Source organism: Spongiibacter sp. C9W, from assembly GCF_057370015.1.
Window position 1 is genome coordinate 3311601 of sequence record NZ_CM170672.1, and the last position, 22777, is coordinate 3334377.

A 22777-nucleotide genomic window follows, 5' to 3' on the forward strand; every position below is an offset into this window, starting at 1 on the left:
GGAGAGGCCGCAATGGTTTCCATACACCCGGAATTGCTGCGCATTACGAATGCGATTGCACACCGCAGTCGCGACTGCCGTGCAGCGTACCTGAGTCGTCAGCGTCGGGCAGGGGGGCAACAGCCCGATCGCCAGCAGCTCAGTTGTGGCAACCTTGCCCACGGTTTTGCCGCCTGCGACAGTACTGACAAAGCGCGCATTCGGCTGATGGAGTCGGCCAATGTCGGTATTGTCACGGCCTACAACGATATGTTGTCGGCTCACCAACCCTTTCGCGATTACCCAGAGCGCATAAAAAACTACGTCCGAGAGCTCGGTTGCACCGCCCAGGTGGCCGGCGGTGTGCCGGCGATGTGTGACGGTGTGACCCAGGGGCAGGCGGGCATGGAACTGAGCTTGTTCAGTCGTGATGTGATTGCCCAGGCAACGGCGGTGGCGCTTTCCCATCAGATGTTCGACGCCGTATTGTGCCTGGGCATTTGCGACAAAATTGTCCCCGGTATGCTTATCGGTGCCTTGCATTTTGGCCATTTGCCGACCCTGTTTATTCCGGCTGGCCCGATGCCCAGCGGTATTCCAAATAGCGAGAAGCAGCGCGTTCGCCAGTTATTTGCCGAGGGCAAAATAGATCGCGAGGCCCTGCTCGACGCTGAGGCTGCGTCTTATCACAGCGCCGGCACCTGCACCTTTTACGGTACTGCCAATAGTAACCAGCTGATACTTGAGGCCCTTGGCTTGCAATTGCCGGGCGGGTCTTTCGTCAACCCGGGGTCGGCGCTTCGCGAAGCGCTTACCGGCGAGGCCGCCCAGCATATCTGCAAAATAAGCCGCGCTGGCCCGCGATGCCGCCCGCTGGCCGAGGTGATTGATGAGCGCTCGATCGTTAATGCCATGGTGGTTTTACTCGCCTCTGGTGGATCGACCAATCACGGCATACATATACCGGCGATAGCGCGAGCTGCCGGCGTGTTAGTGAATTGGGATGACTTGGATGCGCTGTCGCGGCTTGTCCCGCTGTTGGTGCGCGCCTACCCAAACGGTGAGGCGGATATCAATCATTTTCACGCCGCGGGGGGCAGCGGGCTGCTGTTCTCTGAGCTGTTAAACGCCGGTTTATTGCATGGCGATGCCAGAACGATGTGGGCGGAGACGCTGAGCGATTATGTATGTGAGCCCTACCTGGAACAGGGCGAGCTGCGCTGGCGGCAGGCTGCCGAGAAAAGCTTGGACACCGACGTTATTGCGTCGATGAGTTCGCCATTCGATGCCGAGGGCGGGCTCAGGCTGGTAACAGGGAATCTCGGGCGCGCGTTAATCAAAGTGTCAGCGGTACCCTCTTCACGGCGCAAGATTCGCGCGCCCGCGCTGGTTATTCAAAGCCAGGATGACTTGCAAAGCCGCTTTCGTGCCGGGGAATTAGACAAAGACTGTGTGGTCGTGCTGCCTTATCAAGGGCCACGTTCCAATGGTATGCCTGAATTGCACAAACTCACGCCGCTGCTTGGCGTTTTGCAGGACCGCGGTCACCGCGTGGCGTTGCTTACCGACGGCAGGATGTCTGGCGCCTCGGGCAAGGTGCCAGCTGCAATTCACCTTTCGCCCGAAGCGGCAGCCGGTGGAGCGATTGCGAGGCTGCGCGATGGCGATGAGATCGTCATCGATGCCGACGCAGGCGAATTGAATTGCTTGGTCGACGAGCACGAATGGGCCTCGCGTACGCCGCTGGCATCTACGGTGGCGACGGACGGGGTCGGCCGAGAAATGTTTGCCGGGGTACGCCAGCAGGTGACCAGCGCGGAAATGGGAGCCTCGGTGCTATTTACAAGCGAAGAGGGGCGTAGCCATGAGTAACACAATGATGCAGATTGTCAGCCGCGCGCCGATTATTCCGGTATTGAGCGTGGCCCGCCCGGAATACGCAGAGGCGTTGGCTATCGCCTTGCGTGATGGTGGCCTGCCGGTACTGGAAGTGACGCTGCGAACATCGGCGGCGCTGGAAGCGATAGATGTGATTCGACAGCGGGTCGACGGCGTGTGCGTTGGTGCCGGAACGCTGTTGAACGCGCACGATGTAAAGCGGGCGCGCGCGGCGGGGAGTGAGTTTCTTGTTACGCCCGGCGCGACCGAGGCGTTGATGGCTTGCTGTGCCGACAGCGACCTGCCCTATATGCCTGGGGTCGCCACCGCGACGGAGGCGATACGCTGTCTGGAGCAGGGCATAGATCTTGTGAAGTTTTTCCCCGCCGAGGCGATGGGCGGAGCGAAGGTTTTGCAGGCGCTTGCCGGGCCGCTGCCAATGATGCGTTTTTGTCCGACGGGCGGTGTCAGTCTGGACAATATGGCGGACTACCTGGCCCTGCCATCAGTGGCCTGTATGGGAGGGTCGTGGATCGCGCCGCCAGCGCTTCAGGCAGAGGAAAACTGGCCGGCCATTCGCGAGCGAGCGACTGTGGCAGCCAAGCGTGCACAGACCTTGCGGGCGTCGATGGGGGTGAATGGTGAGTAATGATTGCGACTTGCTGATATTCGGTGCCGCTGGCGACCTCTCGGGGCGTAAGCTCTATCCAGCACTTTTTCAGCTGCACTGCGCGGATCTGTTGCCTGTTGATATGCGCATTATCGGTTTAGCTAGGCGCCACCAGGATCGGCAGCAATTTCTGGAGGCAATCAAACATCGTGTGGCCCAGGCCAGTGAGGGCGATCCTGCCACCGAGCAGTGGGCGCGCTTTTGTCAGCGCTTGGACTACTGTTGTATCGACTTCGGCAAGAGCGGGGAATACCAGCAGTTGGCGGCGCTCCTGTCGCCGGGGCGGCGCGCCATATTTTATCTGGCAACGCCACCCAGTTTGTTTGGCCCGATATGCGAGAAGCTCGGCGCCAATGCGCTTATCGACCCGCAAAGCCGTCTGGTACTTGAAAAGCCCGTTGGCCAGGACCTTGCCAGTTGCCAGGCCGTCAATGAGACGGTTGCGCAGTTTTTCAGTGAAGAGAATATCTATCGCATTGATCATTACCTCGGTAAAGAAACGGTGCAGAACCTGTTGGTGCTGCGCTTTGCTAACCGTTTTATCAATGCCCAGTGGGATCAAAGCTGTATCGACCATATCCAGATCACGGTGGCGGAAACCGTCGGCATAGAGGGGCGTTGGTCCTACTACGACGGTGTCGGGCAGCTGCGCGATATGGTGCAAAACCATTTGATGCAATTGCTCTGTCTAGTGGCGATGGAGCCGCCAAATGCCATGACGGCGGAGAGCATCCGCGACGAAAAGGTCAAAATTATGCGCGCATTGCGCCGCATCGATGCCGCCAGCGTCGACGCGCACGCGGTGCGTGGCCAGTATGCTCAGGGCTGGTACCGTGGAGAGGCGGTGCCCGCCTACATGGAGGAAGCCGATAGTGACGGGGCGGAAAGCGATACCGAAACTTTCGTAGCAATTAAAGCGCATATCGATAATTGGCGATGGGCCGGGGTGCCATTTTATCTGCGCACGGGTAAACGGATGCCGGAAAAATTGACGGAGATCGTGATTACCTACAAAAGCCTGCCGCACAATATCTTTTCCACTGGCGAAAATATCCCCAATCGACTGGTGATCCGCCTTCAGCCGAATGAAGGGATTGAAATGCAGATGGTATCCAAGATGCATAGCCTCAAGAATAAAATGGCCCTGGCTCGCCAAAATTTAAACTTGGATTTCCTCGGGTCGTCGGGCATGAACCGTATCCCCGATGCCTACGAGCGGCTGTTTTTGGATGTCATTAATGGCGACCCTTCGCTTTTTGTCGGCCGCGAAGAGGTTGAGGAGGCTTGGCAGTGGTGTGATGCACTGATCCAGGCGTGGCAGAGCCAGGCCATGCCAGTATCGCACTACCATGCTGGGTCGTGGGGGCCGGCTAAGGCCGAGCTGCTGATCGAGAGAGATGGACGGAGCTGGCATGAATGAGCACCTGTTAGAGCGGCGCCTCAATCAAGTAGGGGCACGGCTGTTGAGCTTCAGCTGCCGTGAGTCTCAGGCCGCGGCATTGTGTGACGACCTCAGTCTGGCGCTGGCGGCGGGTATTCGCGTGAGCGGGGCGGCAAGCCTCGTCCTGCCCGGCGGCACCACGCCCGAGCGTCTGCTGGAACTGCTGGCCGATGAGGCTGTGGAGTGGTCGAAAGTGACCGTGACGCTCTCCGATGAGCGCTGGGTCGATAGTGATAACCGCGATAGTAATGAACGGCTATTGCGGGAGCGACTGTTTCGCGGGCCAGCGGCTGCGGCGCACTTCGTACCACTTAAGTCGCCGCACACTGAGTCAGCCGAACAAGACGCTGCCCTTGCGAGCCTAACTTTAGGCGCCATGCCCAGCTTTGATCGCGTCGTATTGGGCATGGGCAGTGACGGACACTGCGCCTCATTGTTTCCCGACAGCCCGCAGCTCGACGCGGCTTTGGATATGGCTTCTGCACTGCCGTGTATGGCGCTGGAAACCGCCGCGAGCCCCTACCCGCGCTTGAGTTTGACACTGCCGCGTTTACTCAATTGCAGCGAGTTGGTGCTGCAAATCTGCGGTGAGGAGAAGCGGCACGTACTGGAGCGGGCACTGTATGCTGATCACGCTGCCCCGGTTGCCGCCCTGTTCGGGCAGAATGTACCGATCAGCGTGTACTGGGCACCTTGATGGTCGGTTAGGCTAAATAGCTTGATCTCTGGCTTAGCCGTTTGTTTTTTTGTTAAAATCTGGCGCTTTTCGTCCTCAGCATGGGGAAATGACATTGGCGGAACAGGCAATAGCACAAGAGTTGGTGCGCGAACATCTGGCCCGGCTCAACGAGCCCTCGACGCGTCCCGCAGCGGAGCGCGATGCTCTGCGGACGCGTATTAAAGCGCTGCTCAAAGCGAGAGACGCGGTGTTGGTCGCTCACTATTACACCGACCCCGAACTGCAGTCGCTGGCAGAAGAAACCGGTGGCTGCGTGTCGGACTCGCTGGAGATGGCGCGTTTCGGTCGCGACCATCCGGCGTCGATGTTGATCGTCGCTGGCGTGAAGTTCATGGGGGAAACGGCGAAAATTCTGTCACCCGAGAAAACGGTATTGATGCCGACTCTGGAGGCGACCTGCTCGCTGGACATTGGCTGCCCGGCAGATGAGTTTTCCGCTTTTTGCGACGCCCACCCCGATCGCACTGTCGTGGTCTACGCCAATACCTCTGCGGCGGTGAAAGCCCGAGCAGACTGGGTCGTCACCTCTAGTATTGCGCTGGACGTTGTGGACTACCTGGACAGCCAGGGAGAGAAAATTCTCTGGGCACCGGATAAACACCTCGGTGACTATGTGCAGCGTGAGACCGGCGCAGATGTGCTGCTCTGGGATGGCGCATGTATTGTCCATGAAGAGTTTAAAGCGCAGGGTATTCTCGACCTGAAACAGGTGTATCCCGATGCGGCGGTATTGGTGCATCCGGAGTCTCCGGCGAGCGTTGTTGCGCTGGCTGACGTGGTCGGTTCAACGACGCAGATCATCAATGCGGCGCGTGACTTGCCCAACCCGCAAATGATCGTGGCGACGGATCAAGGTATTTTCTACAAGCTCCAACAGTTGGTGCCGGACAAGGAGTTTGTGATCGCACCAACGGCTGGCAGCGGCGCTACCTGTCGCAGTTGTGCAAATTGCCCTTGGATGGCGATGAACGCACTGGAAAATCTGGCTGAGGTGCTGGAGAACGGCGGTAATGAAGTATTTGTCGAGCCTTCGCTCGGTGAGAAAGCCATGAAACCGCTGACCCGTATGTTGGACTTTGCCGCTGCAAACAAGCCCTGAGCTCACTGGTCGAAGCTAAGGTTACCCCGTCAAGGGATAAGGCCATCCACACTGTTGCTAACAGGCCGCAATTTGCTGCGGGCTTTTAGGGCCTGTTCACACTAATCCGATTATTACTGTTGTGGCTAAAAAAGCACCAATCTAGGCGCGAAGAGCGTAGTTTGGTTATTCCAAATAAGCGATGAGCAACGACGAGTGGTGCTTTTTTAGCCGCAACCCATAGGGCTGGGGCCATTTTTGCCCCCGGCGTTGTTGCCAGCCACTTGTATAGAGTGACTAAACGGCGCGTCTGGCGCCTAGCTGGAGGCAAAAATGACCTCCAGCAGTGACTATTGGATTAGTGTGAACAGGCCCTAGCGTCCCTGAAATTCTTTGAGCTGTTTCTTCAGCTCGTCAATATCGCGCAGTCGCTCGGTGATTTTCCCCTGAAGTATTTGATTGCTTCCGCTCTGCTTGTGCGCGTAATGTAATTGGCTGGCAGCGCGCTCGAGCTGGGCGGTGAGGATAAAATACTCTGCCCTTGCCAGATGCACGCCGAGAATATTCCCCGCCAGGCCTCTGACTTCCGCCAATCGGTACCAGATTTTTGGATCGTTCTGCCGCCTTGAGCTCAACGCGGTAAGCACGTCGTCGGCTTGGCGAAAGCGCTGTGCTTGCTCCAAGGCATCAGCCAGATGAAAGCTCAGTGGGTAGTTGTCCGGATTGAGCGCCAGTGCGCTGCGCAATAAATCGATGGCGGGGTCGTAGGCTTTCTGCCCAAGCAAGATGTCTGCACGGGCAAGGATATAGGCAATGCGTTGGGGGTCGTCGTCAATCAAGTCGTCGAGCTGGTCGCTGGCTTCCTGCCAGCGCTCCATCTCAGTAAGCGCGAGCACGATGCCGTAGCGGCGCGCTTCGCCATTGGCGCCTTGTTCATCGTTCCATCGCTGCAGCAGGCTCTCCATTTTTTCAGTGTGATGGACGGTTGCCCGCATTTTCATAAGCTGGAAATTTAAGTTGTCGGTGTAGACCTGCCGAGGGTAGTTGCGAGCACGGTTTTTGCTATCGCTAATTCGGTTCTCTGTCAGTGGGTGAGTCAGCAGAAATTCGGGCGGCTTGGCCCGCGCAAAGCGCAAGTTGGCATTCATGTTCTCAAACATTGAGGGAATGCCATTGGGGTCCATATTGGCTCGGGCGAGGGTTTCCATGCCGACGCGGTCGGCCTCTTGCTCGTGCTGGCGGCTAAAACGCAGCTGGTTTTCAAGCGCCGCTGCCTGACTCGCCGCAATGGCGGCAATGCCCGCATCGGAGCCGGTTGTCGCCGCCAGAATGATCCCCGCTAACATGCCTGCCATGCTGGGAATACTCGCTTCGCGGGCCTTGTCGATGGAGCGGCTGAAATGGCGTTGGCTCAAGTGGGCAATCTCGTGGGCGAGTACGCCGGCAAATTGGGCCTCGTTATCACTGAACAGGAAAAGACCGGTATGCACGCCGATAACGCCGCCAGGCACGGCAAAAGCGTTGATGGTGCTATTGTCGACAACAACGGTTTCTAAGTCGCGTTGTTTCAGTTCGCTATTGGCGGCCAGCGTGTAAAGCAAGGACTCAACATAGCTTTGCAGTTGTGGGTCGCCGAGGGTTTTCACTTGTGTGCGGAACATTCTCAACCACATTCTGCCCAGCTGGTATTCCTGCTTAGCCGAATACGGTGAGGCATCGACTTCGCCTAGCTCTGGAAGCTGGCTACTGGTGTCCCTCATCGGCTGGGCCACTGCCGCGCTGCACAGTAGGGTGGCGATAAGGGCGTGTAATAATGTTCGTACCACAATGGTGTCCTTGTTTGGTGCCACCGTACAGGTGGCCGGGTTCGCCGATATAGATCATACAAGTGATAAAGGCTCAGACCTATTAAAGCGCAAAAAGTGCGTCAGTGGCATTCTGTCGCCCCCGGCTGGGGCGCTATACTGCCGGCATTTTCAGAAAGAGGTATGCTATGAGCGAGATACACTGTCGAGTGGATGCGCGTCAGTTGGACTGCCCGCTGCCGCTGCTAAAAGCCAAACAAGCATTGAACCGGATGGCGAGCGGTGAGGTCGTAGAGGTGCTGGCAACTGACGTCGGTTCACAGCGGGATTTTGCCGTGTTCGCTGCCCAGAGCGGCAATACGCTGTTGCTCGATGAAGAGCATCATGGGGAGTTTAGGTACCTACTCCAGAAGAAATAGCCGCTGAGCGCACCGGGCGGATGATCTAGGTTTACGAGAAAAAGGACAACCACATGCTTGGAATGGTTCGCAATTGGTTTAATCGCATCTTTGCCGAAGAAGAAACGGTAGTGTTGCTGATTATTCTTGCCGCGATTCTGTTGTTGATCCTCAGCATCGGCAATGTCCTGATCCCCATTATTGCCAGTGTCGTGCTGGCCTTTATGATGCAGGGCGTGATCGCCCGAATGTCGGCGCTGGGCGCCCGGCGGTGGCTCGCGATTGCCGTCGCGTACGGTATTTTCCTAACGGTGTTTTTTGGTGTGCTTATGCTGCTGTTGCCGTTGGTATGGCAGCAGCTGGTTACGCTGATACAAGAGCTGCCGTCGATGCTGCGAAAGCTGCAGCAGGCGCTGATGGTATTGCCTGAGCGCTCGGAGGTGTTTACCGAGGCGCAAATTCGGGAGTGGATGACGCTGGCAACCACGGAGATTGGTTCGCTGGGGCAGTACTTGGTGTCTTTTTCTCTTGCGCAGCTGCCCAATGTTGTTGGTTTGATGATCAATATAGTGCTGATTCCCATTCTGGTGTTTTTCTTCCTCAAGGATAAACAGCTGATCCTTGAGTGGTTGTCGGGTTTTCTGCCGCGTCGCCGACCTTTACTTCGCGCCGTTTGGTTGGAAATGAACGATCAAGTCGCCAATTACGTACGTGGTAAGGCAATTGAGATCGTGATCGTCGGTGTGGCTTCTTACATTTCGTTCTCGCTGATGTCGCTAAACTATGCCGCGCTGCTGGCGTTGGCAGTGGGCTTGTCGGTAGTAATTCCCTATATCGGTGCGGCCGTGGTGACATTGCCCGTCGTATTAGTGGGGTATTTGCAGTGGGGATGGGGCGGGGAGTTTTTTACCCTGTGTATTGTCTATGGAATCATTCAAGCGCTCGATGGCAACGTGCTGGTGCCGCTGCTGTTTTCCGAAGCGGTGAATATGCACCCCGTGGCGATTATTGTTGCCGTGCTGGTATTCGGCGGAATTTGGGGAATGTGGGGAGTGTTTTTTGCGATCCCACTGGCGACTTTAGTGAAGGCGATTCTGTATTCCTGGCCGCGACCTCACGCCGTGAGTAACGAAGCGGAAGCCCCCAGCGAGCAAGCATCGTTGTAATTGACTCTGTAAGGAAATATTTGTGCGCGTTCTGCAACATGTCACCGTCGCTATTCTACTTATTGTTATTTCTGCCTGCGCGGCACTTACCCGCGACGCCTCGCTGTCTGTTCAGGGCGAAAGCATCATCAAGCCGGATACCGAGCAGCGCAGTTTTCGCTATCTGCGGTTGGATAACGGTCTCAAAGTATTATTGGTGTCTGACCCGGGCGCAGATAAAGCGGGTGCATCGCTGGATGTGAATGTCGGCAGCCGCCAAGACCCTCGTGATTACCAGGGCCTGGCGCATTTCTTGGAGCATATGCTGTTTCTGGGCACGCGTGCCTACCCAAAGGCGGGCGACTACCAGGCTTACATTACGGCAAACGGAGGCAATCACAACGCCTTCACCAGTTTTGAGCACACCAACTATTTCTTCGACGTTAAGGCGGATGCGCTTGAAGGCGCCCTGGACCAGTTTTCCCAGTTCTTTGTCGCACCGCTGTTCAACGCCAATTACGTGCAGCGTGAAGTCAATGCGGTGGACTCTGAATATCGCGCCAGACTGCGCAACGATCGCCGCCGGGAGTTGGCGGTATTTAAAGAGCAGTTAGCGTCGCAGCATCCATTTAGCAAATTTTCAGTAGGCAATTTGCAAACCTTGCAGGCGGATCGCGAGGCGGCGCTGCGAGAGCAATTGCTGGCGTTTTACCAGCGTTATTACTCCGCGAATATCATGAGCCTGACGGTGGTGGGGCGAGAGTCTCTGGCAGAGCTGGAGTCGATGGTGCGCGCGCGGTTTAGTGCGATTGAGAATCGCGAGGTGAATATCGAGCCGATTACTCAGCCACTGTTCGAACCGCAGGCGCTGCCACGCTGGGTGACGATACAGCCAGTGCAAACGGAGCGGCGGCTGTCTATTCAGTTTCCGGTGATTGATGCCAGCCCCCACTGGCGGGATAAGCCGCTGTCGTATATTGCGAACCTGCTCGGTCACGAGGGCAAGGGCAGTCTGTTATCGGCGCTTAAGCGCGCAGGCTGGGCCGATGGCTTGAGCGCCGGTCAGAGCCTGGATATGCAGGGTCAGGCAATGTTTGGTGTCAATATTGCGTTGACCGAAGCCGGCATGGAGCACCTCGATAGTATTGTCCAACAGGTTTTTGCCTATGTGCGGTTGATTGATGAACAGGGTATTCAGGCCTGGCGGTACCGAGAGCAAAGCCAGCTCGCAGCGCAACAATTTCGTTTTCGCAACCGTCGAAATTTGACAGAGGAATTGGTGCAATTTTCCTCGGCGCTTCAGCAGTACCCGCCCGCGGAGGTATTGCGGGAGGCCTATGTAATGACGTCCTTCCGGCCGGAATTGATACGGCAATACCTGCGCAGTATGACCCCGGACAAGGCGTTTATTACGCTTGTTGCGCCGGGTGTCGATACCGACCGCCGCGAGCAGCGTTATGACGTGCCCTGGAGTGCGCGCGACATTGATGCGCAGCAACAACAGCGCTGGCGTGAGGCCGAGCCAGCGGGGCTGCATTTGCCAGCCAGTAACCCCTACATTGCTGATACCTTTACTCTGAAGGACGATGCTGCTGCAAACGACCAGCCAAGGTTGGTGGACAATGCGCCTATCGACGGTGTGTGGTTGTACAACGACGATCAGTTTGATGTGCCCAAAGGCCGCAGTTATCTCTTGCTGGAGACGCCTGCAACGCGAGACTCGTCCTCGGCAGCTGCCGCCACCGAACTGTGGTTGCGCATGGTCAGTGATCAGCTGAACGAAGAGGCCTATGCCGCGCAATTGGCGGGCTTAGATTACAGCTTGTCGAGCAGTTGGCGCGGTGTTGAGTTGCGCTTGGGAGGGTTTGATCAGAAGCAGGCAGAGCTGCTGTCTCAGGTGCTGAATACCCTGCGTCACGTCGACTGGGATGAGCAGCGTTTTGCCCGCATTAAGCAGCAGCGCCTGCGCGAGTTGCAAAATGTTCGGCGCCGTTCACCCTATCAGCAACTTTTTGCCGAACTGCCGCGCTTGCAGCAGCGACAGGAGCCCGCCCTCGAGTCTCTGCTATCAGAGACCGAAGCGCTGGGGCTTGCCGATGTTGCGCGCCAGGCTGAGCGGGTGCTGGCGGCCTTCCGCTATCAGGTGTTGCTCCACGGTAACTTCACCCAAGCGGACGCGCTGGACACGGTTGCGCAAATGATGCGAGCGCTCCCGCAAACGTCGCTGAGCACACGGCCGCAGCAACAGATTGTTAAGCTACCTGCGGGGAACGCGCTGGCGATTGTGCCCGCCGAGCACAACGATGCTGCGCTACTTCAGTATGTGCAGGCGCCTGACCAGGGAAAAATGGCCAGGGTTGCTTTGGGCTTGGCGGCGCAGATCATGAGTGCTGACTTTTATCATCAACTGCGCACGGAGAAGCAGCTCGGCTACATTGTTAATGCGGGTGTATACCCTCAGCGAAATGTGGGTGGCTTATTCTTTCTGGTGCAGTCACCGGTTGCTGACGCGGCGATGCTGGCCAAGGAAGTCGACGGGTATATCGACGCCTGGCTTAAAAATGGCGTTGATGAACAGACTTACGAACAGTTCCGGGCGACATTGATAAGTAAGTTAGCGGAGCAGCCGGAAAACCTGTGGGAGGCGGCAGACCGCGATTGGCGGGATCTGTTGGAAGGGTATTCGGGTTTTGACAGTCGAGACCAGTTAATCGCTGCGCTGAGGGGGCTGGAGTATACGCAGTGGTGGTCGCTTATGCGTCAAACCCTGCACGATGCAAACCGTCGCAGCTTGCTAGTGACGGTGCCAGGGCAGTGGCCGTCGGCATTGCCTGCTGGGGAGTCGCGCGCAGTGCTTGATAGGGCGGGAGTCTATTCCTTCGACTAGTATAAGTACTTGTTTTTATAGAGGTGAAACTATTTATTCATAATAAAAATATCTAGATTTTCTTGATTTATGGCGACAGGGCTGCGATGATTTCCGCGGCTCTGAAAGTGCATAGGCTTTCAGGGGCCCGAATTCTCATCGGCAGTTCTGCCCGACCCACAAGGTGGGGCAGCGCCAGATAGGCCAGGTGATCACCGTCACCAACGGCAGGCACACCCCGATTATTGATCATGGTCGGTGCGCCCGTTGACGCGGAACACATTCGAGCAAATCGCTTGCTGGTCTAGGCAGCCCACGGTATTGATAAGGACTGTGATATGTACCAAGACCCTGATTTGCGTGAAGATCTCGATCCACAGGAAACCCAAGAGTGGCTGGAAGCACTGGATGGCGTGCTTAGCCATGCGGGTAGAGCACGCGCCGCTTTTCTCCTGAAATACTTGGCAAAGCATGCTGCGCGCCAGGGAACCCAACTTCCGGCGGCCATCACCACCTCATTTCGCAATACCATCGAACCTCGCGATGAAAAACGCATGCCCGGCGACTTGTTTATGGAGCGCAAAATTCGCTCGTTAATACGCTGGAATGCGCTGGCAATGGTAATGCGAGCCAACGACAACGATGAGGGCTTGGGTGGCCACATCTCCAGCTTTTCCTCTTCCGCGACCCTTTACGATGTGGGCTTTAACTACTTTTTCCGCGGCGGTGATAAGGCCGATCTGATCTATTATCAGGGCCATAGTTCGCCGGGTATGTATGCGCGCTCATTCCTGGAAGGGCGCCTCTCGGAGCAGCAGCTCGACAGCTTCCGCCGCGAGGTCGACGGCGATGGCTTGTCATCGTATCCGCACCCCTGGTTAATGCCGGACTACTGGCAATTCCCCACCGTTAGCATGGGCCTGGGTCCCATTCAGGCAATCTACCAAGCCCACGTAATGAAGTACCAACAGAGCCGAGGGCTGGTCGATCACGGCGATCGGAAAGTGTGGTGTTTTATGGGCGATGGCGAGTGCGACGAGCCTGAGTCTCTCGGCGCAATTGCTCTGGCGGGGCGCGAGCAGCTCGATAATTTGTGCTTTGTGATCAACTGTAACCTTCAGCGCCTGGACGGCCCAGTGCGCGGCAATGGCAAAATTATCCAGGAACTGGAAGGGGTGTTCCGCGGCGCGGGCTGGAATGTCGTCAAGGTCATTTGGGGGCGCCACTGGGATCAGCTGCTGGAAAAAGACAAAACCGGCCTGTTGCGCCGTCGCATGAATGAAGTGTGTGATGGTGAGTTGCAGAACTACAAAGCCAACGGCGGGGCCTATACTCGCAAGCACTTCTTCGGGAAGTATCCAGAGTTGCTGGAGCTGGTTGAAGACCTCTCTGACGACGAAATTATGTACCTGAATCGCGGTGGCCACGACCCTTATAAAGTCTACGCTGCTTACGCCAATGCCCGAGAAACCAAAGGCCAGCCTACCGTGGTACTGGCAATGACGGTTAAAGGCTACGGCCTGGGTAGCGGCGGCGAAGCGCAAAACGAAGCGCATTCAGTGAAGAAGCTCGACTTGGATGAGCTGAAAAAATTCCGCGACCGCTTTGCCGTGCCGATTCCCGACGATGAACTGAAAAATGTCCCCTACTATCGGCCGCCGGAAGACAGCCCGGAAATGGTGTATATGCACAAGCGCCGCGAGGAGCTGGGGGGGTATTTGCCGGCGCGACAGGCTGACTTCGATGCCTTGGATGTACCGTCGCTGGAGAAATTTTCCGCGCAGCTGAAAAACACCGGCAAGCGAGAAGTGTCGTCGACAATGGCCTTTGTTCGCATGCTATCGACCCTGGTTAAGGACAAGGCGGTGGGCGAGCGTATTGTGCCGATTGTGCCAGACGAAGCGCGCACCTTCGGTATGGAGGGTATGTTCCGCCAGCTGGGCATATATTCTTCTCAGGGGCAGCGCTACACCCCCCACGATGCCGACCAAATTATGTATTACAAAGAGTCCAAGGACGGGCAAATTTTGGAGGAGGGCATCACCGAGGCCGGCGCCTTCTCTGCGTGGTTGGCGGCGGCAACCTCCTATGCGAATCACCGCTATCCAATGGTGCCGTTTTACATTTTTTATTCCATGTTCGGCTTTCAGCGCATTATGGATTTGGCTTGGGCCGCCGGTGACTCTCAGGCGCGCGGTTTCCTGATCGGTGCAACATCGGGGCGTACCACCCTCAATGGTGAAGGCTTGCAGCACCAGGATGGTCACAGCCACTTAATGGCCAATATGATCCCTAACTGTGTGTCCTACGACCCAACGTATTCTTACGAGTTGGCGGTGATTATTCAGGACGGCATGCGGCGCATGTATGCCGAGAAGGAAAATGTTTTCTATTACATCACCACGATGAACGAAAACTACTACCACCCCGATATGCCCGAAGGCAGTGAAGAGGGCATTATCAAGGGAATCTACAAACTCAAAGGCAGCACCGTTAAGAAGCCCAAGCTAAAGGTTCAGTTATTGGGCAGTGGCACCATCTTGCGTGAAGTTGAAGCGGCCGCTGAGCTGCTGAAATCCGATCACAAAGTGGAAGCGGATATCTGGAGCGCCACCAGCATTAACCAGCTGTATCGCGACGGCATGGAGTGTGACCGATGGAATTTGCTTCACCCTGAAGAGTCGCCACGCAGTGCGTATGTTAGTCAGCAGCTCAATGCGCAGTCCACGCCGGTTATTTGTGCAACGGATTATATTAAAGCCTACGGTGAACAGCTGCGCCCATATATTGATGGCCGCTATGTGGTGCTGGGTACCGACGGCTATGGTCGCTCTGACACGCGAGCGAAATTGCGCGAGCACTTTGAGGTGGACCGTTATTACGTGACGGTCGCGGCCCTAAAGGCGCTGAGTGATGAGGGCAAAATTGCTGCCTCTGTCGTGAGCAAGGCCATTGCAGACTACGGCCTGGATGCTGAAAAAATTAGCCCGATGCACCGCTAATACGAGGAGTTTTCTGTGACAAAAGAAACGATCAAAATTCCAGATCTCGGCGGTGGTGAAGGCGTTGAGGTGATAGAAGTCTGCGTTGCTGTTGGCGATGTTGTCGAGCAGGAAGACTCCCTGCTGGTTTTAGAATCTGATAAGGCGTCGATGGAAGTGCCTGCGCCAAAGTCTGGCAAAGTCGTGTCGATTACTATGTCGGTAGGCGATAGCGTTTCCGAAGGGGATGCCATTCTCGAGCTGGAAGTGGCTGAGGGCAGCGATGAGCCTGCTTCGGAATCAGCGGCCGAGTCTGCATCTGAGCCCGACGCGGCAGCCGAGCAAACGTCAGCCGCTGACGACGATACTGACGGTGGTAACGATACTGTTGGCGCTGCGCAGTCTGCGTCGACAGCGGAGCGCACCGAAACCGTTAAGGTGCCAGATGTTGGCGGTGGTGAAGGTATCGAAGTTATCGAACTGTGCGTTGCCGAAGGCGATGAGGTGAATGAGGGTGATTCACTGATCGTGCTGGAGTCAGACAAGGCCTCCATGGAGGTTCCTGCACCGTTCACGGGTGTGGTCAGCGCGATGTTGATCAAGGTGGGTGACGCTGCCAGTGAAGGTACGGCGATCGCAGAAATGCGTGTCGCAGGGGCGAACTCAGCGAGCGACGCGAAGGCTGAGCAAACAGCCGCGCCAGCGGAAAAGGCCGATGCACCGGTGAGTGCCGAGCCCGAGCCAAAAAACGAAGCCTCGACCGCTGCGCGCGAGGGCGCCAGCACCAGCTCACCGTCGCCTGCGCCAGCTGCACCAGGGGAGCAAGTATATGCTGGCCCCGCGGTGCGTAAATTGGCGCGCGAGTTTGGTATTGATCTGAGCAAAGTGTCCGGCAGCGGCCCGCGCAAGCGCATCGTTAAGGAAGACCTGCATGCCTATGTTAAGCAGTTGGCGAAAGCGCCCGCAGCGGCAGCTGGCGGCGGCATTGCGCCGATTCCTGATGTGGATTTTGCCAAGTTTGGCGAGGTGGATATTCAGCCTTTAAGCAAGCTAGATAAACTGACCGCGGCCAATATGCACCGCAGCTGGTTGAATCTTCCTCATGTGACGCAGTTTGATGATGCAGATATCACTGAGCTTGAGGACTTCCGTCGCGAGATGAAAAAAGAGGCTGAGCAGCGCGGTGTGAAGTTAACGCCTCTGCCCTTTTTATTAAAAGCGGCGGCGGCTGCGTTGCGCGGCAATGCCAAGTTCAACGCCTCCCTCAGTGCCGATGGTGAGAGCATTGTCTACAAGCACTATGTTCATATTGGTATGGCCGTGGACACGCCAGCAGGGCTTGTTGTGCCGGTGATTCGCGATGTCGATAAAAAGTCGCTTTGGGAGCTGGCAGAAGAAACCGCTGAGCTGGCCAAGAAAGCCCGAGAGCGGAAGCTTAAACCTGCGGAAATGCAGGGCGGCTGCTTCACCATTTCCAGCCTGGGCAATATCGGCGGTACTGGTTTTACTCCCATTATCAATGCGCCGGAAGTCGCGATCCTGGGGGTTTCCAAGCTGGCCGTAAAACCCGTTTGGGATGGTGATAGTTTCCAGCCGCGCAAAATGCTGCCGCTGTCCCTGTCATATGACCACAGGGTGATAAACGGCGCGGATGCCGGCAAGTTCTTTACCGAATTGGCGCAAATGCTGGCTGATATTCGGCGGCTGCTGCTGTGACACGCCCGCTCTAGTCATTTCGGAGGATGCATCTGCCGCCGCGGTCTGTCAGCCTATGCGGCCGTTGGTAGACACAATAATAGGAATCCATTGTGAAGCAGGATAAACGCATCATTCTCGTTACTGGCGCCAGTCGCGGCGCGGGCAAGGGCATTGCGCTGGCGCTGGCCAAGCCGGGGTCGACAATCTACGTGACTGGCCGCACTCAGTCCGAGGGCGATGCGGCCTTGCCGGGCACTGTCTATGCCACTGTCGAAGCCATAGAGGAGAGAGGTGCAAAGGCCATCCCCTTAATTTGTGACCACCGGGACGATGAGCAGGTACGCAAAGCGCTGGCTGTGATTGAAGCCGAGCAGGGACGTTTGGATATTCTCGTCAACAATGCCTTGCTGGTGCCCGAGGGCTTGACCCTGCCGGGGCCGTTTTGGGAAAAGCCGCTGGCTTTGCAGGATATTCTCAATGTTGGGCTGCGCTCTAGTTATGTGTCGTCGTACTACGCGGCGCCACTGCTGCTAAAGAGCGCAAAGGGGCTGGTGGTGAATACCTCCTCAGCGGGAGGGCGCTGCTATATGCACGGCCCGGCCTACGGTGCCGGGAAGGCGGGTGTGGATAAAATGGCCCATGACATGGCCGTGGATTTTCGCTCACATGGCGTCGCCGTTGTGTCGCTGTGGATGGGGTTGCTGAAAACCGAACGCAGTATGCAGGTCTTCGACGCGCAACCCGAACTCTACGCCGATGCGGTGGCGGCGGCCGAATCGCCTGAGTTTCCCGGTTTGGTGATAGACGCGCTGTACCGCGATGCAGCATTGATGTCGCGCAGTGGCAAAGTCTTCTACGCGGCAGAGCTGGCCGAGGAATACGGGCTGGTGGACATTGATGGCAAGCTGCCCCCGTCGCCGCGTGCCATGTTGGGTAAGCCCCCCAAGTTTAATGACGCGATCGTGGAGTGAGCCCGAAAAAGCTGTCATCCGTTTGGGGGATTAGTGTCTCGAAGGCCCTTCTATAAAATTTACACCACAAAAATAGCTCTCGGCAGGCGCTTTCTCTGCGCCTGCTCGGGCACATCATGTTTTTCTGTTTACCTGGGGGCGGGCAGCCATGAGTCAAATCGTAGCAGGATTACCCGAGGGGCAGTATGTCACCCTCGACAATGGCCACCGCATTCACTACCTGGATCAGGGTGACGGGCCTGTCGTGGTATTTCTGCACGGCAGCGGCAGCGGCGCCAGTGGGCACAGCAACTTCAAATACAACTACCCGTGGTTTGTTGAGCAGGGCTTCCGAGTGGTGGTGCCCGACCTGATAGGTTATGGGTATTCCGATAAGCCTGATGACGTTGACTACCCGCTGGACTTTTTCGTCGAGTGTGTTCACCAAACGCTGCGCCACATTGGCGTGGAGCAATACTGCCTGATCGGTAATTCCTTGGGTGGAGCCATTGCGCTGAAATACACCCTCGACTACCCAGAGCGGGTTAGTAAGCTGGTGCTGATGGCGCCCGGCGGAATAGAGCAACAGGCCGACTACTTTCATATGCCTGGCATGCAGATTATGAAAGAGGTTTTTACCTCTGGGCCGATGGCACCAGAGCGCTTGGAAGACTTTATTCGTCGCGGCCTGGTGTTTGATGATGCCGTCGTCGACGAGCAGTTGGTCAACGAGCGCTGGGGAATTTTTCAGCAACAGAACAGCCAGGTTATCACCACTATGACGGTGCCCGATATGACAGAGAGGTTGGGTGAAATCACCTGTCCAACCCTGGCATTCTGGGGCGTTAATGAGCAAATGATGCCCGAGACCGGCATTATGAAATTGGCGAAAGGCATCGCTGATATTCGCCTTACGTTGGTGTCTCGCTGCGGGCATTGGGTAATGGTGGAGCACCGCGAGCTTTTCAATCGCCAAACCCTCGACTTTTTGCAGAACGGATAAATTATGGATAGCGCCAAGATCAATGCATTGGGTGATGAGCTCTACAACGCCCTGCGCAGCCAGCAAAGCATTGCCCCGCTGACCGAGCGTGAGCCGGACATTACCATTGACGATGCCTACTACATCTCCCTGCGCATGCTTAACCGCCGTCAAGAAGACGGGGAGAAAGTGGTGGGAAAAAAAATCGGTGTTACCAGTAAAGTGGTGCAGGAAATGCTCGGCGTACACCAGCCGGACTTTGGTTTTTTAACCGACGCCATGACCTTTGCCAATGGTGCAAAAGTGCCGGTAGCCGGTCATTTGATTTCCCCCCGTGCCGAGGCGGAGATCGGTTTTCGGTTGAAGAAAGACCTGCAAGGCCCCGGCGTTACGGAGGCGGATGTATTGGCCGCAACCGACGCCATTATGCCCTGTTTTGAGATTGTTGATTCGCGTATCGACAATTGGAAAATTGCCATTCAGGACACCGTGGCGGACAACGCCTCCTGCGGTGTTTACGTGCTGGGTGAGCAAGAGGCAGACCCCAAAGACTTCGACCTGCCCGCATTGAAAATTCGCGTATGGAAAAACGGTGAAATTCTCAGTGAAGGCTTGGGCAGTGCGGTGCAGGGTAACCCACTAACCGCGGTGGCGTGGCTGGCAAATACGCTGGGGCGCTTCGGTATTCCGTTCAAAGCGGGAGAGGTGATTCTCTCTGGTTCTCTGGTACCGCTGGAGCCGGTGCAAGCAGGTGACAGCCTGCGCATGGAGCTGGAAGGCATCGGCGATGCAGAAGTGCATTTCGTCTAATTGCTAGATCTAGAACAACAACATCTACCTATTCGGAGCACATAGCGGTGCTCTACTGACAGTGAGAAATCTTATGGCTGAAAAAATTCGCGCGGCCATCATCGGGCCGGGCAATATTGGGACCGACCTGCTGATGAAGGCAATGCGCTCGGAGCTGATTGAACCCGTTTGGATGGTCGGTGTTGACCCCGAATCACCCGGCTTGGCCCGCGCCAAAGAAATGGGCATGAAGGTCACCTCGGAAGGTGTGGATGGTATGTTGCCGACCATGCGTGAGGACGGTGTGCAAATCTGTTTTGATGCAACCTCAGCCTATGTTCACGCCGAGAACTCGCGCAAAGTGAACGAGCAGGGTGCGTTGATGATCGATCTGACGCCGGCGGCGATCGGCCCATTTTGTATCCCCCCGGTCAACCTCAGCGATGCAGTGGCCGAAAAGTGCATGAATGTGAATATGGTGACCTGTGGCGGACAGGCAACCATTCCAATGGTCGCAGCCGTGTCGCGCGTGCAGTCGGTGAGCTACGGCGAAATTGTTGCCACAGTAAGCTCCAAGTCTGTGGGGCCCGGCACACGTAAAAATATCGACGAATTCACCCGCACAACGGCGGGCGCGGTAGAGAAAGTGGGCGGCGCTCGTCAGGGTAAGGCGATTATCGTGATTAACCCGGCAGAGCCACCGCTGATTATGCGCGACACCATTCACTGTTTGACTGACGACGAGCCGGATCAAGAGGCGATTCGCAAATCGGTGGATGACATGGTTGCCGAGGTTCAAAAATACGTACCGGGTTACCGTTTGAAAAATGGTCCCGTTTTCGATGGCAATCGCGTTTCCATGTTTATGGAAGTAGAGGGGCTCGGGGACTTCCTGCCCAAGTATGCGGGTAACCTCGATATTATGACCGCCGCGGGCCTGCGCACCGCAGAGATGTTTGCCGAAGAGATTCTGGCAGGCCGTTTTTCACCATCGGCCGCCTGAGGGGATAGTCATGGATATTCAAGGTAAGAAAGTCGTTCTGCACGACATGTGTTTGCGCGATGGTATGCACGCTAAGCGTCACCAGATTTCTCTGGATGAAATGGTCAGTATTGCCAGTGGCCTCGATGAGGCGGGCATGCCACTGATCGAAGTGACTCATGGTGACGGTTTGGGTGGTAGTTCGGTTAACTATGGTTTCCCAGCGCACAGCGATGAAGAATACCTGAAGGCCGTAATCGGTGCGGTTAAGAATGCAAAAATTTCGGCGCTGTTGCTGCCCGGTATTGGTACGGTCGACCATTTGAAAATGGCCGCTGATCTCGGTGTATCAACCATCCGCGTGGCGACGCATTGCACCGAAGCGGATGTATCAGAGCAGCACATTGGCATGGCCAGTGAGATGGGCTTGGATACCGTGGGCTTCTTGATGATGACCCATATGATTGGCGCTGAGGAAATCGTCGAGCAAGCCAAATTGATGGAATCATACGGTGCCAACTGTATTTACTGCACCGATTCCGCTGGCTATATGCTGCCCGATCAGGTGCAAGAGCGCATTGCGCTGTTGCGCAGCGAGCTGAAGCCAGAAACCGAGCTGGGCTTCCACGCTCACCACAACCTGAGCCTGGGCGTCACGAACTCGCTGGTGGCAATCGAGCACGGTGCTAACCGTATCGATGGCTCTGTAGCGGGCCTGGGCGCCGGTGCAGGCAATACGCCGCTGGAGGTATTGGTGGCTGTGCTTGATCGTATGGGCGCGGATCACGGTATTGATCTGTATAAAATTATGGATGTCGCCGAAGACCGCGTGACTCCCATTATGGATCATCCCATCCGTATCGACCGGGACTCCCTGACTCTGGGCTACGCGGGCGTATACTCATCTTTCTTGTTGTTCGCTAAACGCGCCGAAGCGAAGTACGGTGTGTCGGCCCGGGATATACTGGTTGAGCTTGGCCGCCGCCGCACCGTTGGTGGACAGGAAGATATGATTGAAGACTTGGCACTCGACATGGCTAAGGAACGCGGCTTGCTCTAAGCCCTGATCGCCAGACGCCAGTCCGGCAAGATGAAACGGCCCCAGCTGGGGCCGTTTTCGTGTCTGGCTGTTCGTTCCAGGTAAGTGCGGCGTTCGCGCAGCAGCGGCCAGGTGTTAAAGGCCTGTATCGCATACCCATCTCGGTTATACTCACTGCATGTAAAAAATAACAAGGCATACAGACGTTACGATGTTGATCGATCCAAAGTTTGACCGCCTCCTGGCTAGTGTTTATCAAGGGCCGTTGGAAGAGGAACCCTGGGAAGGCTTCTTGTCTGAGTTGTCTCAGGTCATGCAGGCGGTGTCGGTCACTCTGGTGTTAAACCCCCCGTCGGAGCAGGGCCGCGGCGTCCTGCGGGTGCTGGGTGGCAGCACCGTAGAGGGTATGGATCAGTACCAAAAACGGCTGTTTGCTATGGATCCCTTCCTGTCGCTTAAGCCGGGCGAGGTCAAAAGCTTGATGGAGCTGGTGTCTGTAGATGACTGGTTGACCAGCGAGCTGTACCTGATGTGTATGAAGCCCTGCGGGCTCTACGATACCCTCGGTGTCGATATCCATGTTCCGGGTGAAATGAATGCCGGCTTGCGCGTGGCGCGCAGTGAGTCTGCGCCGGTTTTTGATCAGCACGACCGGGACTTGATTCACGCGCTGATGCCCCATTTGGAAAGAGCCCTGCGCCTGCATGTACGGCTGAATATTATTGAGTCAGAGCGCGACCTCTACGCCGGTGCGGTGGAGAGTCTATCGCTGGCGACGATCATCCTCGATGAAAATGGCCGCTTGCTTAACTGCAACAAAATGGCGAAGAACCTGGTCGCACGTGAGCCCGAGGTGAAGATCGAGGACGGCTATCTGATGCTGGGTGATCAGGCCACAACCAAGAAGTTGCAGGGGCTGATTAACCGCATTCTTGATCACCGGGATCAGCACGAGCCCGCAGTGGTTGAGGCGATGCGGGTTCCCCGCGATGGCGACTTCGCCGACCTGGGGGTGATTGTTCGCCCCGTGCCATTGACCGAATGGTCGGAGGGACAGTCTGTACCGACGGTGGCAATTTTTATTAGCGATCCGGAATATGGGGCAGAGGCGCCGGTCAATATCATCATCCAACTGTTCGGCTTTACCCCAACTGAGGCGCAGCTGTCGTTATTGCTGGCGGATGGCTTGAGTCTGGATGAAGCGTCGGAAGCGCTGGGCATGAGTCGCAACACCGCACGCACCCATTTGCGCTCAATTTTCTCCAAAACCGGTGTTAGTCGTCAGACCTTGCTGGTGCGCCTGATTTTAAAGAGCGTCGCTCAGCTGGCAGATTAAACCTGCGGTTCCATTCAAGAA

General features: G+C 56.4%; 17 protein-coding genes. 16 read left to right on the forward strand and 1 reads right to left on the reverse strand.

Features of this window, described 5'->3' with window-relative positions; translation table 11 throughout:
• The first annotated feature begins 12 nt into the window (after nt 1-12).
• From edd to nadA, 5 genes are all read left to right on the forward strand, one after another.
• A complete protein-coding gene (gene edd / locus AC2Q8J_RS15705; protein WP_486451759.1) occupies nt 13-1851 on the forward strand; it encodes a phosphogluconate dehydratase in 1839 nt (612 codons plus the stop codon).
• Nucleotides 1844-2506, forward strand: coding sequence for a bifunctional 4-hydroxy-2-oxoglutarate aldolase/2-dehydro-3-deoxy-phosphogluconate aldolase (locus AC2Q8J_RS15710; RefSeq protein WP_486451760.1), 663 nt, complete (start codon nt 1844-1846; stop codon nt 2504-2506). Before edd ends, AC2Q8J_RS15710 begins: the two co-directional genes overlap by 8 nt.
• Nucleotides 2496-3947 (forward strand): glucose-6-phosphate dehydrogenase, encoded by a 1452-nt coding sequence (gene zwf, locus AC2Q8J_RS15715; protein WP_486451761.1) that lies wholly within the window; start codon nt 2496-2498, stop codon nt 3945-3947. The genes AC2Q8J_RS15710 and zwf overlap by 11 nt, the downstream gene beginning before the upstream one ends.
• The gene (gene pgl / locus AC2Q8J_RS15720; RefSeq protein WP_372878363.1) at nt 3940-4665 is read left to right on the forward strand and encodes a 6-phosphogluconolactonase; all 726 of its coding nucleotides are present in this window, start codon (nt 3940-3942) and stop codon (nt 4663-4665) included. Before zwf ends, pgl begins: the two co-directional genes overlap by 8 nt.
• A gap of 88 nt (nt 4666-4753) precedes the next feature.
• Nucleotides 4754-5806 (forward strand): quinolinate synthase NadA, encoded by a 1053-nt coding sequence (nadA, locus tag AC2Q8J_RS15725; protein ID WP_486451762.1) that lies wholly within the window; start codon nt 4754-4756, stop codon nt 5804-5806.
• Nucleotides 5807-6159: 353 nt separating this feature from the next.
• Here nadA and AC2Q8J_RS15730 read toward each other — a convergent pair whose 3' ends face one another.
• Nucleotides 6160-7611, reverse strand: coding sequence for a M48 family metalloprotease (locus AC2Q8J_RS15730; RefSeq protein WP_486451763.1), 1452 nt, complete (start codon nt 7609-7611; stop codon nt 6160-6162).
• 167 nt (nt 7612-7778) lie between these two features.
• Here AC2Q8J_RS15730 and AC2Q8J_RS15735 point away from each other — a divergent pair, with 167 nt between their 5' ends.
• The 11 genes from AC2Q8J_RS15735 (at nt 7779) to AC2Q8J_RS15785 (ending at nt 22756) form a co-directional block, all read left to right on the forward strand.
• Nucleotides 7779-8009, forward strand: a complete 231-nt coding sequence (locus tag AC2Q8J_RS15735; protein ID WP_286695931.1) for a sulfurtransferase TusA family protein — start codon at nt 7779-7781, stop codon at nt 8007-8009.
• Nucleotides 8010-8062: 53 nt separating this feature from the next.
• Nucleotides 8063-9154, forward strand: a complete 1092-nt coding sequence (locus tag AC2Q8J_RS15740) for an AI-2E family transporter (RefSeq protein ID WP_286695930.1) — start codon at nt 8063-8065, stop codon at nt 9152-9154.
• Between the two features lie 22 nt (nt 9155-9176).
• Nucleotides 9177-12020 carry an insulinase family protein gene (locus AC2Q8J_RS15745; protein ID WP_486451764.1) on the forward strand — a complete coding sequence of 948 codons (2844 nt, stop codon included), beginning with the start codon at nt 9177-9179 and terminating at the stop codon, nt 12018-12020.
• A gap of 335 nt (nt 12021-12355) precedes the next feature.
• On the forward strand, nt 12356-15001 hold the full coding sequence (aceE, locus tag AC2Q8J_RS15750) for a pyruvate dehydrogenase (acetyl-transferring), homodimeric type (RefSeq protein ID WP_286696203.1): 2646 nt from the start codon (nt 12356-12358) through the stop codon (nt 14999-15001).
• Between the two features lie 15 nt (nt 15002-15016).
• Nucleotides 15017-16696, forward strand: a complete 1680-nt coding sequence (gene aceF / locus AC2Q8J_RS15755; protein ID WP_486451765.1) for a dihydrolipoyllysine-residue acetyltransferase — start codon at nt 15017-15019, stop codon at nt 16694-16696.
• A 92-nt stretch (nt 16697-16788) separates the two neighbouring features.
• Entirely contained in the window at nt 16789-17649 is an 861-nt protein-coding gene (locus AC2Q8J_RS15760; protein WP_286695926.1) for an SDR family NAD(P)-dependent oxidoreductase, read from the forward strand.
• 148 nt (nt 17650-17797) lie between these two features.
• Nucleotides 17798-18631 (forward strand): alpha/beta fold hydrolase, encoded by an 834-nt coding sequence (locus tag AC2Q8J_RS15765; RefSeq protein ID WP_204996000.1) that lies wholly within the window; start codon nt 17798-17800, stop codon nt 18629-18631.
• Between the two features lie 3 nt (nt 18632-18634).
• The gene (locus AC2Q8J_RS15770; RefSeq protein ID WP_204995999.1) at nt 18635-19420 is read left to right on the forward strand and encodes a fumarylacetoacetate hydrolase family protein; all 786 of its coding nucleotides are present in this window, start codon (nt 18635-18637) and stop codon (nt 19418-19420) included.
• 73 nt (nt 19421-19493) lie between these two features.
• Nucleotides 19494-20402, forward strand: a complete 909-nt coding sequence (locus AC2Q8J_RS15775) for an acetaldehyde dehydrogenase (acetylating) (protein WP_027873548.1) — start codon at nt 19494-19496, stop codon at nt 20400-20402.
• A gap of 10 nt (nt 20403-20412) precedes the next feature.
• Nucleotides 20413-21441: a 4-hydroxy-2-oxovalerate aldolase gene (gene dmpG, locus AC2Q8J_RS15780; protein WP_027873549.1), complete on the forward strand. Its 1029-nt coding sequence runs from the start codon at nt 20413-20415 to the stop codon at nt 21439-21441.
• Nucleotides 21442-21631: 190 nt separating this feature from the next.
• On the forward strand, nt 21632-22756 hold the full coding sequence (locus AC2Q8J_RS15785; protein WP_204995998.1) for a hypothetical protein: 1125 nt from the start codon (nt 21632-21634) through the stop codon (nt 22754-22756).
• The last annotated feature ends 21 nt before the right edge of the window (nt 22757-22777 follow it).

What these genes read in the sequence shown, in the direction of transcription:
- edd (WP_486451759.1), top strand. Translation starts at nt 13, where the DNA reads ATGGTTTCCATACACCCGGAATTGCTGCGCATTACGAATGCGATTGCA.
- AC2Q8J_RS15710 (WP_486451760.1), top strand. Translation starts at nt 1,844, where the DNA reads ATGAGTAACACAATGATGCAGATTGTCAGCCGCGCGCCGATTATTCCG.
- zwf (WP_486451761.1), top strand. Translation starts at nt 2,496, where the DNA reads ATGGTGAGTAATGATTGCGACTTGCTGATATTCGGTGCCGCTGGCGAC.
- pgl (WP_372878363.1), top strand. Translation starts at nt 3,940, where the DNA reads ATGAATGAGCACCTGTTAGAGCGGCGCCTCAATCAAGTAGGGGCACGG.
- nadA (WP_486451762.1), top strand. Translation starts at nt 4,754, where the DNA reads ATGACATTGGCGGAACAGGCAATAGCACAAGAGTTGGTGCGCGAACAT.
- AC2Q8J_RS15735 (WP_286695931.1), top strand. Translation starts at nt 7,779, where the DNA reads ATGAGCGAGATACACTGTCGAGTGGATGCGCGTCAGTTGGACTGCCCG.
- AC2Q8J_RS15740 (WP_286695930.1), top strand. Translation starts at nt 8,063, where the DNA reads ATGCTTGGAATGGTTCGCAATTGGTTTAATCGCATCTTTGCCGAAGAA.
- AC2Q8J_RS15765 (WP_204996000.1), top strand. Translation starts at nt 17,798, where the DNA reads ATGAGTCAAATCGTAGCAGGATTACCCGAGGGGCAGTATGTCACCCTC.
- AC2Q8J_RS15770 (WP_204995999.1), top strand. Translation starts at nt 18,635, where the DNA reads ATGGATAGCGCCAAGATCAATGCATTGGGTGATGAGCTCTACAACGCC.
- AC2Q8J_RS15775 (WP_027873548.1), top strand. Translation starts at nt 19,494, where the DNA reads ATGGCTGAAAAAATTCGCGCGGCCATCATCGGGCCGGGCAATATTGGG.
- dmpG (WP_027873549.1), top strand. Translation starts at nt 20,413, where the DNA reads ATGGATATTCAAGGTAAGAAAGTCGTTCTGCACGACATGTGTTTGCGC.
- AC2Q8J_RS15785 (WP_204995998.1), top strand. Translation starts at nt 21,632, where the DNA reads ATGTTGATCGATCCAAAGTTTGACCGCCTCCTGGCTAGTGTTTATCAA.